13 protein-coding genes are annotated in these 13,711 nt (G+C 59.5%); 5 read left to right on the top strand and 8 right to left on the bottom strand.

Annotated features, from left to right (window positions below):
• Nucleotides 1-533 precede the first annotated feature (533 nt).
• From K9B32_RS23900 to K9B32_RS23885, 4 genes are all read right to left on the bottom strand, one after another.
• On the bottom strand, nt 534-824 hold the full coding sequence (locus tag K9B32_RS23900) for a DUF982 domain-containing protein (protein WP_224566717.1): 291 nt from the start codon (nt 822-824) through the stop codon (nt 534-536).
• A gap of 835 nt (nt 825-1,659) precedes the next feature.
• Nucleotides 1,660-3,951 carry a xanthine dehydrogenase family protein molybdopterin-binding subunit gene (locus K9B32_RS23895; RefSeq protein WP_224566715.1) on the bottom strand — a complete coding sequence of 764 codons (2,292 nt, stop codon included), beginning with the start codon at nt 3,949-3,951 and terminating at the stop codon, nt 1,660-1,662.
• Complete coding sequence (locus tag K9B32_RS23890; protein ID WP_224566811.1) at nt 3,948-4,931, bottom strand: FAD binding domain-containing protein; 984 nt, start codon at nt 4,929-4,931, stop codon at nt 3,948-3,950. Before K9B32_RS23890 ends, K9B32_RS23895 begins: the two co-directional genes overlap by 4 nt.
• A complete protein-coding gene (locus K9B32_RS23885; protein WP_224566713.1) occupies nt 4,931-5,404 on the bottom strand; it encodes a (2Fe-2S)-binding protein in 474 nt (157 codons plus the stop codon). The genes K9B32_RS23890 and K9B32_RS23885 overlap by 1 nt, the downstream gene beginning before the upstream one ends.
• A 236-nt stretch (nt 5,405-5,640) precedes the next feature.
• Here K9B32_RS23885 and K9B32_RS23880 point away from each other — a divergent pair, with 236 nt between their 5' ends.
• On the top strand, nt 5,641-6,234 hold the full coding sequence (locus K9B32_RS23880) for a TetR/AcrR family transcriptional regulator (RefSeq protein ID WP_224566711.1): 594 nt from the start codon (nt 5,641-5,643) through the stop codon (nt 6,232-6,234).
• 98 nt (nt 6,235-6,332) lie between these two features.
• Here the strand turns inward: K9B32_RS23880 and minE are convergent, their stop codons facing one another.
• Genes minE through minC form a run of 3 tightly spaced genes read right to left on the bottom strand, consistent with a single transcriptional unit; the run spans nt 6,333 to nt 8,163 of the window.
• The gene (gene minE / locus K9B32_RS23875) at nt 6,333-6,593 is read right to left on the bottom strand and encodes a cell division topological specificity factor MinE (protein ID WP_007797130.1); all 261 of its coding nucleotides are present in this window, start codon (nt 6,591-6,593) and stop codon (nt 6,333-6,335) included.
• Nucleotides 6,590-7,408: a septum site-determining protein MinD gene (minD, locus tag K9B32_RS23870; RefSeq protein WP_224566709.1), complete on the bottom strand. Its 819-nt coding sequence runs from the start codon at nt 7,406-7,408 to the stop codon at nt 6,590-6,592. Before minD ends, minE begins: the two co-directional genes overlap by 4 nt.
• A gap of 32 nt (nt 7,409-7,440) precedes the next feature.
• The gene (gene minC / locus K9B32_RS23865) at nt 7,441-8,163 is read right to left on the bottom strand and encodes a septum site-determining protein MinC (RefSeq protein ID WP_224566707.1); all 723 of its coding nucleotides are present in this window, start codon (nt 8,161-8,163) and stop codon (nt 7,441-7,443) included.
• 335 nt (nt 8,164-8,498) lie between these two features.
• Between minC and K9B32_RS23860 the strand changes: the two genes are divergently transcribed.
• Both K9B32_RS23860 and K9B32_RS23855 read left to right on the top strand, forming a co-directional pair.
• Nucleotides 8,499-8,840, top strand: coding sequence for a hypothetical protein (locus K9B32_RS23860; protein ID WP_224566705.1), 342 nt, complete (start codon nt 8,499-8,501; stop codon nt 8,838-8,840).
• Complete coding sequence (locus tag K9B32_RS23855; RefSeq protein WP_224566702.1) at nt 8,840-9,655, top strand: nucleotidyl transferase AbiEii/AbiGii toxin family protein; 816 nt, start codon at nt 8,840-8,842, stop codon at nt 9,653-9,655. The genes K9B32_RS23860 and K9B32_RS23855 overlap by 1 nt, the downstream gene beginning before the upstream one ends.
• A 206-nt stretch (nt 9,656-9,861) precedes the next feature.
• Here the strand turns inward: K9B32_RS23855 and K9B32_RS23850 are convergent, their stop codons facing one another.
• Nucleotides 9,862-9,999, bottom strand: coding sequence for a DUF1127 domain-containing protein (locus K9B32_RS23850; protein WP_007797120.1), 138 nt, complete (start codon nt 9,997-9,999; stop codon nt 9,862-9,864).
• Nucleotides 10,000-10,365: 366 nt separating this feature from the next.
• Between K9B32_RS23850 and K9B32_RS23845 the strand changes: the two genes are divergently transcribed.
• Nucleotides 10,366-12,447: a transketolase C-terminal domain-containing protein gene (locus K9B32_RS23845; RefSeq protein ID WP_224566700.1), complete on the top strand. Its 2,082-nt coding sequence runs from the start codon at nt 10,366-10,368 to the stop codon at nt 12,445-12,447.
• A 3-nt stretch (nt 12,448-12,450) separates the two neighbouring features.
• Complete coding sequence (locus K9B32_RS23840; protein WP_224566698.1) at nt 12,451-13,677, top strand: dihydrolipoamide acetyltransferase family protein; 1,227 nt, start codon at nt 12,451-12,453, stop codon at nt 13,675-13,677.
• Nucleotides 13,678-13,711 lie beyond the last annotated feature (34 nt).

The following is a 13,711-nucleotide window of genomic DNA, read 5'->3' as shown; positions in this document are numbered from 1 at the left end:
ACGCGATATCGTGCATAACGCAACGATTTTATTTAAGACGGCACTAAAGTGCAGCCATCCGTCAAACATGGCGGAGTGCAATTTCCCTTCTTCGCTTTGCACAACGGGCAGCGAGTAGGCGCGTTGCTAGAGGAACGACCGCGACACCTTGGCGAAGGCTCAGAACAAGCTCTATTCTTTCAGGACCTCCCCAAGGTTGCTCGACCGACCACTCTCTTTTCCAAGGGCCTTGACGAAATCAGAGCCTTCACCGGACAGCAGAAACGCAGTGTCATCGTGAAACCCACTGCAGCGGTCGGGGCCGACATGCCGTTGCATTTTCTTGGTTGAGAAAGGCGCCTCGTCATCGCGCTCTGCCAACACCCATGCGCTTGGCTGAGCAGCGAAGATTTGATCATTGATGCTTGTCACGAAACGAAGATGAGAACTGCTTATCTTGAAGGCCCCGAATGCGAGGCGTATCGTCCGTTTGTTGCCCGCTCTAGGGCACTGCTCATCATTCTTGAGCCCTGCTCTCTGCAGGGCTCTCTTTTTCAGCCGGCTTTGCGCACCTTCGCCGCGTCATCCGGCAAGACCTGAAGACCTGCCTCGTGGGCGGCTACAACGAATGCCGCTCGAGCACTTGCCGCGTCCGTATAGAATTCCAAGGCTTCCAAAGTCGACATGAGTGCGTGATGGAAGGATGGAACATTGGACCAATCCCATTTGCTGCTTAGGAGAATGGCGGCGAGGTCCTCGACTGTATCAGCATGCCGATAGCGGCCGGTGTTGCCTTCAAATCCAACGTCCATCGGGCTGATAAAAACAGGAATCTCGCCGGCCATCTCCTAAACCCCTTGACACCAGAGAATCCAGTAAATGGAAAAGCGATTCGTTTCGTCCAGTGCCGTTGCGCAACATCGCGCTTGACGACATGCCAAGATGGAAACAAAATGAGAATATTCAGTCGGAAGTTCTCATGACCCATGCGGAACAAGTCATTGCGAATGCCCTGGCAGTGGTTGCCAGCATCCGGTCCGAGCGGGAGCGAGATGCCGAAAGGCGAAAGCGAGTCTTCGGCAAACTCGATGTCAGCCGCCCGCTACCGACAATCCGGGGCAGCAGCTCACGCTTGACCTTCAGTCACCGCAGCTGACTTGAAGCGGAGTTTCGGACAGGCTTTTGTCGGGCGACGGATTCATGTCCGGAGAAATCTGAGCAATGAATAGGATATTCGGCAGCCCCGGCACCGCGGTTACCGTTCAACGCGACGAGGCTCTTGGCACGCTTGAGTGACGCGCTCTGTGCGTTGTGGTAGCGCGCCGATTTCCATCATCGCCACGATGCCCGGCATGAACTCCAGCTCGCTGATGGTGTCTTCCCTGTCGACCCCAGGCCGAGGGGCATGTGCAGATCGCAGATGCCGGGCGCCGTCGATTCTTCCCAGATACGACTTGTAGAGGGCCTCTGCGAGGCCGAAGGCACCGGCTCCTTGATACCTTGGGGTGGGGTCACCCGACGGTCGGCAAGCAAAGGCGCCGACCTTACCCGTTCCTTATTCCGTATGAATTTTGCTCCCGCGCACTCCAATCATGGCGCGCGAGAACTCGCTATTGCGTACGACTTTATGCTGCACGGACACATCGCCCGAGTAACAACGCAACCGATGAAACGCTCAAGTCACAGCAGCTTCTCAAGCGTTATCGGCAGGTCGCGGACGCGTTTTCCGGTTGCGTGAAAGACGGCATTGGCGATTGCCGGCGCGACACCGACGATACCGACCTCGCCAACGCCTTTGCCTCCCAGAACCGAGGCATTGAGGTCGGGGACGCCAACCGAGACAACCTGGATGGGCGGGATGTCGGCATTCGTCGCAACGAGGTAGTCACCGAGATTGTTATTGATGACTCGTCCGTTGCGCGGATCGACCAAACCTTCTTCGAGCAGCGCTTGACCGATCCCCATGATGATGCCGCCGCGCCATTGGCTTTCGGCGAGCTTGGGGTTGTAGATCCTGCCGCAATCGAATGCCGAGACCATTCGAGACACGCGGATCGTGCCGAAGTCTTCGTCCACCTTGACCTCGACGAAATGCGCGCACCAACTGTGCATGGAGAATTCGCCCGCGGTCGGCCCTTGGATGCTTCCCATGGTCGTCCAGGCCTTCTTGTGACCCTCCGGCCCCTGCTCTCCTTCTGGAAGGGTGTTTCGCCGGGTCTCGATGCTGTCGCGACCAAGGGCCGTCATGAGTTCCGAAATGGAGACGGACAGTCCCCCATCGCGGGGCACAGAGATCCGGCCATCCGCGACCAATAGCGTATTGGCGCCCGTATCGCGGAAGGGCGAGGAGCCGTCGTTGAGAGCAAGTTCGATCAGTTCGTCGCGAGCAGCCGATGCCGCCTTGTGAACGGCTCCGGTGATGGCGCCGGCAAGCATCGAGCCGCCAGCGACCGTGGCGCCAGGAAGCGATGAATCGCCAAGTCGGACATTGATGCTTTCCGCGGGAACGCCGAGCACCTCGGCGGCGGTCTGAGCGAGGATCGTATAGGTACCCTGCCCCATGTCGATTGCGCCGCTGACGACTTCCACAGAGCCATCGGCGAGGATCCGGATCAGTGCCTCGCTGGATGCGCGCAGAACGGGGAATGTGCCGCACGCGACGCCCCAGCCGATCAGTTGCCTGCCATCTCGCATCGAGCGCGGGGCAAAGCTGCGGTGTGACCAACCGAACGCCTTACCGCCCTCGGAAAGCGCCTCGCGCAGCCGGCGGGTCGACCACGGCTTGCCTGATTGCGGATCACGCTCCGCGTAATTGCGAAGCCTGAGTTCAACCGGATCGATCCCGACCGCATAGGCAAGCTCATCCATGGCGCATTCGAGGCCGAAGGTACTGGGGTTCTTGCCAGGCGCACGCAGGGCTCCAGGCATGACCGTGTTCACCCGCACGAGGCCGTGTTTCGCGCTGAAATTTTCCACGGCATACATCAATGGGGTCGCCGCGCTTGTCTGCTCGGGAAAATCCGCATAGGTGGCGGTCTCGCTGGCACCCTCATGTACGATCGATTGCAGCACGCCATCGGCATTGGCGCCGAGCGCGATCGTTTGTCTTGTCGCGGCGCGGCCGCCAAAAGCGGTGAACGTCTGCGGGCGCGTTAGAGCGAGCTTCACCGGCCGGCCAAGCTTGCGGGCTGCGGCCGTTGCGATAGCGCCATAGGCGTAGGCTGTGGCCTTGGAACCGAAGCCCCCACCGATAAACGGCGAGACAATACGAACATTCTCATATGGCAGCCCGTACCACTCGGCATAGGTGCGAGCCATCCCGTGCGTCCACTGGCTGGGTTCCCAGATGGTCAGTTGGTCGCCTTCCCACTTCGCAACGAGGCCATGCGGCTCGATCGCCACGTGATATTCGCGCGGCGTTCGGTATTCGGCCTCGATGCGGACCGGCGAAGTGGCGAGCGCGGTCTCTGCGTCGCCCCAAGTCACCGTAAGCGCATCGAGCGGCCTTTCCTCACCCGCCTTGGGATCATCGAAGTCAACGATCGCCGACACCTCCTCATAGGTGACGTCGACCAGCCGGGCAGCTTCGGCAGCCTGCTCCAGCGTTTCACAGATCACGGCAGCGACCGCCTGGCCGTTGAAGGCGATATCGTTGGACAGAGGATAGTAAGGCTGGTTCTCCGGCCGGTTTCCGTACCAGTCGGAAGCCGTCTTCAAGCCGAGTTCGACATCGGGTGTCAGCACCAACAGCGTACCGGGCGCCGCTTGCGCCTTTGTCGCGTCAACCTTCACAACCCGACCCGCGGCGATCCGGCTCGGCACGAGGACCGCGTAGACCAGACCCTCGACCGGTTGTTCCAAAGCATATGTCGCTGCGCCGGTGATTTTCAGCCTTCCATCGAAGCGCGAGAGGCGACCGCCGATCGTACCGTCAGAGGCATCGCCGCGTTTGCGGGGTTCCATGATGGTCATGCGTGACCTCCCATATTCAGAATGGCGCGCGCAACGACACGCGGCGCAAGTTCGATCTTGTAACGATTGCCGCCGTCAGCAACGGCGCCTTCCATGGCCAATCGGCTTGCTTTCTCGACTGTGCCGGCATCGAGGACCTTGCCGATCAGCGCCTTCTCGACCGAGCGTGCGCGCCACGGCTTGGTGGCAACGCCACCCAAGGCGACGCGGATGTCGCGGATCGTCTTGCCGTCCGCCTCCAACTCCAGCCCGACGGCTGCGCTTGCGGCAGCGAACTCATAGGACTGCCGATCGCGAACCTTGAGGTAGGTCGAGGTCCTGGCGACCGGCGACGCAGGAATGTTGATGGCCATCACCATCTCGCCACGCTCAAGGAGCGTTTCACGTTCTGGTGTGTCGCCGGGAAGCACGAAGAAGTCTTCCGCCGTGACTTCGCGGTCACTGAGATCGATCGTTGCCTCCAGGGCTACCAGTGCAACGGCAAGATCACCCGGATAGGAGGCAATGCAGGCCCCGCTGGTGCCAAGCACCGCGTGATTGCGCGTCACACCACCAATCGCAGAGCAACCGGAGCCGGGATTACGCTTGTTACACGCGGAAAACGTTCCGGGATCGCGGAAGTAGGGACAGCGCGTCCGCTGCAGAAGATTACCGCCGATCGTCGCCATGTTGCGCAACTGCGGAGATGCTGCCAGCAAAAGCGACTGCGAAATGGCGGGATAATTTGCCCGGATCCCCGGGCTACCGGCCACATCTTCCATTTTCGCAAGCGCACCGATCGTAACGCCATCGGCATCGGCCAAAATCTGCGACATCCCGGCAAGGTGAGTGATGTCGATAACGGAATCGGGCTCGACAACACCGCATTTGGCAAGATCGAGAAGCGTCGTACCACCGGCGAGCAGCATCGCGCCTGATTGCAGGGCATGCTGGCGGGCATCGTCGAGCGAGCCAGCTCGGAAGTAGATGAAGTCCCTCATCATGCCATCTCCGCCGCTTCGCGCACTGCCGTCACGATGTGATTATAGGCACCGCACCGACAGAGATTGCCGGCCATGTATTCTCGGATCTCTTCGTCCGAGCCGACCCGCCCCTCACGGATGCAGGCAACGGCCGACATGATCTGGCCAGGTGTGCAATAGCCGCATTGGAAGGCGTCGTGCTCCAGGAAGGCCGCCTGGACCGGATGCAGGTCGCCGTTTTCGGCCGCAAGCCCTTCAATCGTCGTGATGTTCCGCCCTTCAACCTGTGCGGCAAGCGTCAGACAGGCAAGCACGCGCTTGCCGTCGACATGGACGGTGCATGCACCGCATTGTCCCTGGTCGCAGCCTTTCTTTGTTCCGGTAAGACCCAGTTGCTCACGCAACGCATCGAGTAGCGTCGTGCGCGGATCGACATCGAGCTCATGCTGCCCTGCGTTGATGTCCAAGGAGAGATGAACCGTTCGTGTCATGATAAGCTCCTGCTATCGTCACGAGATTGGAGGTCGAAATCCAAAAAAAGAGGTGGCGGCTCAGGATCAGCGCGCTAGCTAAGCTCATGGGAAGCAAGCCTGGGCACGTTTGAACATGACATCCTGCCCCGTTCTGGATTAAGAGGTAAAAGGCACTCCATAAAAACGGAGGAGCCTCCGTTTAATCTAGTGACTTGCCGCCGAGCGTCAAGTCCTGAATGTGCTTGGAGCTTATTTTGGCCTCGGCCCCGCCGAAGACGGAACCGTCCACACCACCGCCAATGCGCGCGGATGCACGCCGCAATCGCGAGAAACTCGTCGACGTTGCAGCAGCCGCCTTTGCGGAGGCAGGCGTCGAAACTTCGCTGGAAGACATTGCCCGCAGGGCCGGCGTCGGCATCGGCACGCTCTACCGGCATTTTCCGACGCGTGAGCATCTGGTTGAGGTGGTCTACCGCCGTGAGTTGGAAAGCCTAGCGGCTGCCGCGAGGCAACTGGCGGCAAGCCATGCGCCTGATGTTGCACTCGAAGAATGGATGCGCCGCTTTGTTGGTTATATCGCCGCCAAGCGCGGGATGGCGACCAGCCTGAAGATCCTGATGGACTCCAATGCCTCTTTGTTTGCTGAAGGCAGCGGCCTTTTGCGAGGTGCCGTCGACGGGCTGCTCAAGGCAGCCGCTGAGCAAGGCCTCATTCGAAGCGATATCGATACGACGGACCTTCTGCATGCCCTTTCGAGTATCTATTCGCTGCCGGCGTCCCCGGAATGGCGGGATCGCTCGAACCGGCTTATCGGCTTGTTGATGGACGGGCTGCGGACACAGAAATAGTCGCCTCACTCTCCGTGAGACGACGTGGCACCGCCTGATTGCATATGTGCTCTCTCGAGGCAAAAAAGAAGCGGCGCTCTTGGCGCCGCTCTCGTCTTTCAGGCCGCCCGAACGCTCGCGCCCAGCGGAATTTCCACATCGATTTCGAGGATCGACATATGCTCGTCGCGATCCATCGTCACCCGAACTCTTTCGCTATCGACCTGCACATGCTTGGCGATAACGGCGAGGATTTCCTCGCGCAGCAAGGATACGAGGTCGGACCCTGCCGAGACACGCTCATGCGCGAGCAGCACCTGTAGACGTTCGCGGGCCGCCGGCGCGGTCCTCTGTTTGCCAAAGAAGCTGAAGATGCTCATGCAGCGGCCCTCCGTCCGAAGATCTTGCCGAAGATGCCCCGCTTCTCTCCCGGGATGGTGACCGGCAGCTCTTCGCCGGCCAATCTGCGCGCAGCATCGAAATAAGCCATGGCAGGTGCGCTGCGGCTGTCGGCCAGGGTGACTGGGGCACCGATATTGGACGCACGCAGCACATCCGTGCTTTCAGGAATGATGCCGAGCAGTGGAATGGAGAGGATCTCCAGCACGTCATCGACTTTCAGCATATCGCCGCGTTCAGCACGGTTGGGGTCGTAACGCGTCAGGAGCAGATGTTTTTCCATCCGTTCGCCACGTTCGGCCTTCGCAGTCTTCGAGTCGAGCAACCCGATGATGCGATCGGAATCACGGACCGAAGAGACTTCGGGATTGGTGACGACCACGGCGATGTCGGCGTGGCGCATGGCGAGCGTTGCGCCACGTTCGATCCCGGCGGGGCTATCGCAGATGATCCAGTCGAAATGACGCTTCAGATCGTTGATCACACGCTCGACACCCTCAGCCGTGAGGTTGTCCTTGTCACGCGTTTGCGAAGCCGGCAACAGGAAGAGTGTCTCCAGCCGCTTGTCGCGGATCAGCGCCTGAGAAAGCTTGGCGTCGCCCTGGATGACATTGATAAGGTCGTAAACGACTCTGCGCTCAGCGCCCATGACGAGATCGAGATTGCGCAGGCCGACATCGAAGTCGACCACGGCCACCTTCTCGTTCCTCTGTGCTAAGGCCGCTCCGAGGGCTGCAGTGGATGTGGTCTTGCCCACTCCGCCCTTGCCCGAAGTGACGACGATGACTTTCCCCATCTTTCTCTCCTGTGTGATAGCCAGCTTCGGGCCTAGATAAGTTTCTCTGCCTTGATCGAGTCGCCTTCCAGCCAGAGCTGGACGGCCTGTCCGCGCAGGTGCGGCGCTATGTCTTCCGCCATCTTGTAGATACCGTCGATCGCGACCAGTTCGGCTTCAAGCTTGCGGCAGAAGATGCGCGCCGACGTATTCCCGACTGATCCCGCCATCGCGCGCCCCCTGAGCGTGCCGTAGACATGAACCGAGCCCCCGGCGATAATTTCCGAACCGGATGCGACGGAGCCGATGACCGTGACATCGCCTTCCGGAAAAATCAGCGACTGACCCGAGCGAATCGGCTCGCGAATGACGATCGACTGCAGCGCCGGCCGTGTCTCGACGGCCGCTGACTGCGTGCGAACATCGATGACCGGTTCCTGCTGCGGAACCTCGAAGTCCGAGACCGGGCGCCCGCCCTTGAGAGCCGGCGGCATCCCAGGCCCGATCAGCGAAGGCCGGCAGCCCTCGATGCCCATGATACTGACGTTGCGCTGCGCCAACTCAGCGATCAAACCCTTGAGCTGCGCCCGGTCAATCTCCAGGTCGCTGACATCAAGGACGACCGGTCGCCCCAGGAAGAAGCCGGCGGAGCGCGCGGCAAGATCGTCTAGTCTTACGAGCCAGTCATCGAAGGGAAGATCTGGCGAAAGCATGACCGCCAGGAAAGAGCGGCCCTTGATGCGGATCGAGCGAGCGTCTGTTAGCACTTTGGTCATCTAGGTTAAGAAATCGTTGAACATTTCTATGTCTGATTTGGTTAACAAATGGTTAATTTCCGATGCCCGGATCGTTAACAAATCTGAGTTCGCGCACACCCAAAACTCGCAGCTGAGCGTCGGGTTAGCGCTCGATGTTCGATGCGATTCCATTTGCTCGTCGGGGGGGGGTGAGGGCGACGGCTACCAGGGTGTCCGTGATGAATCGATCGGTTTTTTGATCGAATTCAGCCTGGAGAACTCAGACTAAAAACTTTGTGCTTTTCGTCACAGATATAGATACTTGATGAGTATCCGGGATACGCCTATATTGGTCCCATGTAGGGGCTTTCACTATGTCTGCAAAAGAACGCATCAAGAAGTACCGAGAAACTGGAGGAGCATCCGATCTCGTGAGGGTGGAGGTTCTCGTTCCCAAAGCACGCAGAGATGAGATCGTGAGTGTCGCGGCAGAATTGCGCTCTGCGCATCGGGCTGAAAAGAGGCGTCTTGTGGAATTTATCAGGATTGCTACCGAGAGGTATGGGCTGAGAGTTTTCGATAACATCGACATCGAAAAGCTGAACGATCTTCCGCAGAAGGCGCGAGTTGTCGCCAACGCCCTTATGGAGCGCGGTGATGCGCGAGCTTATGCGATGGGACGAAAAATGGTCGTCCAGCTAGGAGATGGGCGCTGATGGCACTGACACAGATCCAAAAAGAAATCATGGCCTCCATCGCCGGGAACAGATCTGACACCAGCTACATTGCTGGCGGCCTGGTCTTAAATATGGATTGGCCACGAATGTCCGATGACATTGACATCTTTCATGATACCGACGAGGAAATTGGGGTTTCTGCGGATACTGATATCGCGAAATTAGAGGCTGACGGCTTCAAAGTCTCGATCGAAGTCAACATCTACGGTTGCGTTGAAGCAAGTGTAAGGCGCGGCGGGGAACGCACCCTTGTCCAATGGATGAGCGAGACCCGGACACGCTTCTTTCCACTTGTCAGAGATGATGAATGGGGAGCCCGTCTACACCCTGCAGATCTTGCCGTGAACAAGGTGATCGCTGCCTCTACGCGGACGAAGGCTCGCGACTACGTCGATCTGCTGATGATCGAAAACCACATGTGCCCGCTAGGGCCAGTAATTATGGCCGCGGCAGGCAAACCTCCTTACTTCTCGCCATTGCGTATAATCGATGAGATTCGGCATAAAGCCTTGTCCGTCACGAATGAGGACTACACGACGGTTCGTGGCCTACCTTCTGATTGGACTGCCGCAATGATCCGGGACGAACTCATTATTGCTCTGGACCGCGCAGAGAACTACCTGCGCAATGCGCCTCCCGAACTCGTAGGGATATTGGCCATAGACACTGCGGGCGTTCCGTTGGAGGTCTATGACCTCAACACCGCTGGGATCGGATATCGGAAAGCGACCTCTGAGCCTGAAGTGACGCCAGATTTGCCTGAAGCAGGCAGCCGCTGGGAGGATAAAGCCTAACTCGGCATGAGTGGGTGCTGTGGACTTCTCACTCCTATCGCCTGGTGGCAGTTGCTAATTCCGGAGTTCTCCTCGTTCGGCCCTTCGTTCGCGCCAGAGCTGCGACCAGCTTACAATGGGATCTCCACCCACAAGAGTGTGCCCATGCTGGCGCACCAACAAAGCAACGCTCGAGCGGGCCTTGATCTCTTGGTCTTCTGGAGGTCTTAGCGACCGTAAACCAGGCGCTTGATATCGCCACGGGTGACGCCGATGTCCTTCAGTGCTGCGTCGTCGAGTCTGGAAAGATCCCGGTATGCCTTACGGAGCTGAAGGAACTCTCCGATCCTGTTGCCGATTTTCATGTCATATCTCCTTGTGCGTTGCACAATTATATAGCTCATTGCTTCCTCAATGAGCACTTCGAAAACCGCATAAGAGGCATCTCGAATTTGCAATCTCGACATGCAGGTTGAGAAGAAGCACGCGGGGCAAGGCACTTGGCGTCTCGCGTCCGATTTGCCGGCACCTCACCGCCCGACTCAGCACCCGTCAGACCAACGCGAGCCAATCAGCGAACCAGAACGAGCATTTCGAATTGATTCTTCGCAATTGCGCGCTACGGCGAAATGAACGTTTCACCCTACTGCTTTTTTCTCTCAAAACTGAAACGCAGTCCTTCTTAAATCGCACTAAACTCATCAGAGATCAGAGATTTAGGAGAATCGACGATGGCGCAGGCAACAGCGGTTCTATTGCGTGGCAGGAACGCACCCGATGAGGGAATCGACTGGCAACGCGTTACCTACCTTCTGCACCTCTCGCGAATTCTTGACGAGATGGAGGAGACGCGGCTCGTCCCGGAGAAGAAGGTCCTCTATCAATTCTCCGCCCGTGGCCATGACATGGCGCAGATCATGCTCGGCTTGCAACTCACGAACCACCACGACGCCACCTGCGGCTATTACCGGTCGCGCCCGCTGCTTCTTTCGCTCGGCGTTGATCCGGCCGATGCGCTCGGTTCCGCCATGGGTCGCGCCGGCGGCTATTCCGATGGCCGCGATATCGGCGTGGTCTTCAACTATCCGAACCGCAACGGCGCTTCAGCTCTGCCGATGTGCGGCGGTGTCGGAGCTCAATACACCCCGACGGCGGGCTGGGCCCAAGCGCTGCAATATTACGCAACGGTGCTTCAGGAGCATGACTATCGTGATGCGATCGCTGTCGTGCTTGGCGGCGACGGTTCGGTCGCATCGAACGGTTTCTGGTCTGCGCTGACGATTGCCACGACGCAGTCGCTGCCGATGTTGTTTTACGTCGAGGATAACGGCTTCGGAATCTCGGTCCCTTCCGACATGCAGACGCCTGGCGGAAACATCGCGGCCAATCTCGCAAGCTGGCGCGGCCTGACGATCTTTGAAGGCGATGGGTGCGATCCCGCAGCGGTGGCGCGATTGACGCAGCAGGCAGTCGGCTTCGTCCGCGAGCGTAGAATGCCGGCACTTTTGCGGCTTACTGTTCCCCGATTGGAGGGGCACAGCTTCCAGGACACCCAGTCGTATAAGAGCGAGGCGCTGGTCAAAGCGGAGTGGGCTCGCGATCCGCTACCACGCCTGCGAGACTACCTGGTTCCCGCAGTGATGAGCTCGGACGAGTGGGAAGCCTGCCGGCTTGAGGCTGAGGGCACGGCAGAAAAAGCGCGCGCCGAGGCCGAGGACCGGGTTGTTGCCGCTCCCGAAACGGTCACCCGCCATGTCTTCTTCGACGGCGAAATGCAGGCGATGGGTGGTCAGCATTGCGACGGCTATCGTGCCCCGGAATGCACCGACGAGGCGGCACCGGACGGCCAGCGTATCAATATGGTCACGGCGATCAGGCGTACGCTCGATCACGAATTGACGATCAACGAGCGTGTGGTGCTGTTCGGCGAGGACATTGGCCCGAAGGGCGGCGTTCATGCGGTCACGCTGGGACTGCAAGACAAGTTCGGCAAGGAACGGGTCTTTGACACATCGCTCTCGGAGGAAGGCATCGTCGGCCGCGCCGTCGGGATGGCGCTTGCGGGTCTCGTTCCCGTTCCTGAAATTCAGTTCCGCAAATATGCCGAGCCCGCGACCGAACAGATCAATGATTGCGGCACGATCCGCTGGCGCACCAACAACCGGTTCGCCGCACCTGTTGTCCTGCGCATGCCGGGCGGTTTTTTCAAATGTGGCGATCCTTGGCACAGCCAGACGAACGAGGTCGCCTTTGTCCACCAGCCGGGCTGGAAGGTCGCCGTGCCCTCGAATGCGGAAGATGCCGTCGGGTTGCTGCGCACCGCCTTGCGCGGCAACGATCCTGTCATCTTCTTCGAGCACCGCGCCATGCTCGATCATCCGTGGGCACGACGCCCTTACCCGGGTGACAACTACGCCCTGCCCTTTGGCAAGGCACGCTTTACGCGCAAGGGCGATGCGATCACGATCGTCACCTGGGGCGCCATGGTTCCCCGCTGCGAGGAGGCGGCGGAAGGCATCTCTGCTGATGTCATCGATCTTCGCACGTTGATGCCCTTCGACCGCGCAAGCGTCGTTTCCTCCGTCCGTCGCACGCGACGGTGTCTCATCGTCCATGAGGATCTTGGAACCGGTGGCTTCGGCGCGGAAATTGCCGCCATCGTTGCCGACGAGGCCTTCATGGATCTCGACGCACCGGTCTCGCGATTGACGATGCCGGATATCCCAAGCCCGCACAATCCGGCCTTACTCGACTGGGCGGTGCCGTCAGTTGACCGCATCAGGCAGAAGATCACGACGCTCGTGGAGTACTAAGACATGGTTGATTTCGCCGAAGTCCTCGTCCCCGTCGAACAGGAGGGCACGAAGGCAGTTGTCCGCAACTGGCTGAAGCAACTGGGAGAGGCGGTTGCTTTGGACGATCCACTTGTCGAGCTTGAAACGGACAAGGTCACGCAGGAGATTTCCGCACCCGCGGCCGGAATCCTCGACGAGATCGTCATGGCATCAGGTGCGGATGCCGAGCCCGGCGCGGTTCTCTGCCGCATTCGTCTGAGGGCAAGCACTGCCGGAGAGGACCATGCGCCGGAGGCTCCACCCTTGCCACCGGGCGAGACTGGCAGTGAGAGCGGCGACCGCTTCTCGCCGGCAGTTCGCAGTGCTGGCGAGCAATACGGCATCGACCCGGCTGAGGTCGTCGGCACCGGCAGGGATGGACGTGTTACGCGTATGGACATGGATGCGGCGTTCGCGCTGAAACAGAAGATCGAGCGCGATGAGATGCCATCGTCCGTCAGGACCCCGATCAGCCCCGATCCAGGCGTGCTCGCCCGCGATCAGATCACTCACCGCTCGCACATGGTTGCTCACACTCCCATGCGGCTTTCCATCGCGCGGCACATGCTGGAATCGGTTACGACTGCCCCACATGTCACGGCGATCTTCGAGGCCGATTTCAGCGCGATCATCAAGCATCGCGACAAGAGCAAGGCGGCATTTGCCGCCGACGGCATCAATCTTTCCTATACGGCCTATATCATCGCCGCCTGCGTCGCGGCGATGCGGGCTGTGCCTGAAATCAATGGCCGTTGGCATGACGATCATTTGGAGGTCTTCAACGATATCAACATCGGCGTCGGCATGGCGCTTGGCGACAAGGGCTTGGTCGTTCCGGTCATTCCGCAAGTCCAGGATCTCTCGCTGGCTGCGATTGCTGCCAGACTTCAGGACCTGACCATGCGTGGGCGCGCCGGCGGCCTCACCAAAGCCGATATGCGCGGCGGTACCTTCACGATCTCAAACCACGGGGTGTCAGGCTCCCTGATCGCTGCACCCATCATCATCAATCAGCCGCAATCGGCGATCCTTGGCGTAGGAAAAATGGAAAAGCGTGTTGTCGTGCGAGAGGTCGATGGCGTCGATACCATCCAGATCCGACCAATGACCTATGTGTCCTTGACGATCGATCATCGCGCGCTGGACGCTCATCAGACAAACGCCTGGCTGACGCGTTTCGTCGAAGCCCTCGAAGGCTGGCCGGCATAGCGCCGGCGGCCCCGCAAAGGAATGGGGCACCGTG

Origin of the sequence: Rhizobium sp. 3T7 (assembly GCF_020166565.1) — a bacterium.
Classification (GTDB): Bacteria; Pseudomonadota; Alphaproteobacteria; order Rhizobiales; family Rhizobiaceae; genus Rhizobium.
This window is presented reverse-complemented; position numbering and strand designations above follow the sequence as displayed.

Coding starts and splice junctions, on each gene's coding strand:
- K9B32_RS23900 (WP_224566717.1), bottom strand. CDS start 824: ATGGCCGGCGAGATTCCTGTTTTTATCAGCCCGATGGACGTTGGATTT.
- K9B32_RS23895 (WP_224566715.1), bottom strand. CDS start 3,951: ATGACCATCATGGAACCCCGCAAACGCGGCGATGCCTCTGACGGTACG.
- K9B32_RS23890 (WP_224566811.1), bottom strand. CDS start 4,931: ATGAGGGACTTCATCTACTTCCGAGCTGGCTCGCTCGACGATGCCCGC.
- K9B32_RS23885 (WP_224566713.1), bottom strand. CDS start 5,404: ATGACACGAACGGTTCATCTCTCCTTGGACATCAACGCAGGGCAGCAT.
- minE (WP_007797130.1), bottom strand. CDS start 6,593: ATGAGCATCTTCAGCTTCTTTGGCAAACAGAGGACCGCGCCGGCGGCC.
- minD (WP_224566709.1), bottom strand. CDS start 7,408: ATGGGGAAAGTCATCGTCGTCACTTCGGGCAAGGGCGGAGTGGGCAAG.
- minC (WP_224566707.1), bottom strand. CDS start 8,163: ATGACCAAAGTGCTAACAGACGCTCGCTCGATCCGCATCAAGGGCCGC.
- K9B32_RS23860 (WP_224566705.1), top strand. CDS start 8,499: ATGTCTGCAAAAGAACGCATCAAGAAGTACCGAGAAACTGGAGGAGCA.
- K9B32_RS23855 (WP_224566702.1), top strand. CDS start 8,840: ATGGCACTGACACAGATCCAAAAAGAAATCATGGCCTCCATCGCCGGG.
- K9B32_RS23850 (WP_007797120.1), bottom strand. CDS start 9,999: ATGAAAATCGGCAACAGGATCGGAGAGTTCCTTCAGCTCCGTAAGGCA.
- K9B32_RS23845 (WP_224566700.1), top strand. CDS start 10,366: ATGGCGCAGGCAACAGCGGTTCTATTGCGTGGCAGGAACGCACCCGAT.
- K9B32_RS23840 (WP_224566698.1), top strand. CDS start 12,451: ATGGTTGATTTCGCCGAAGTCCTCGTCCCCGTCGAACAGGAGGGCACG.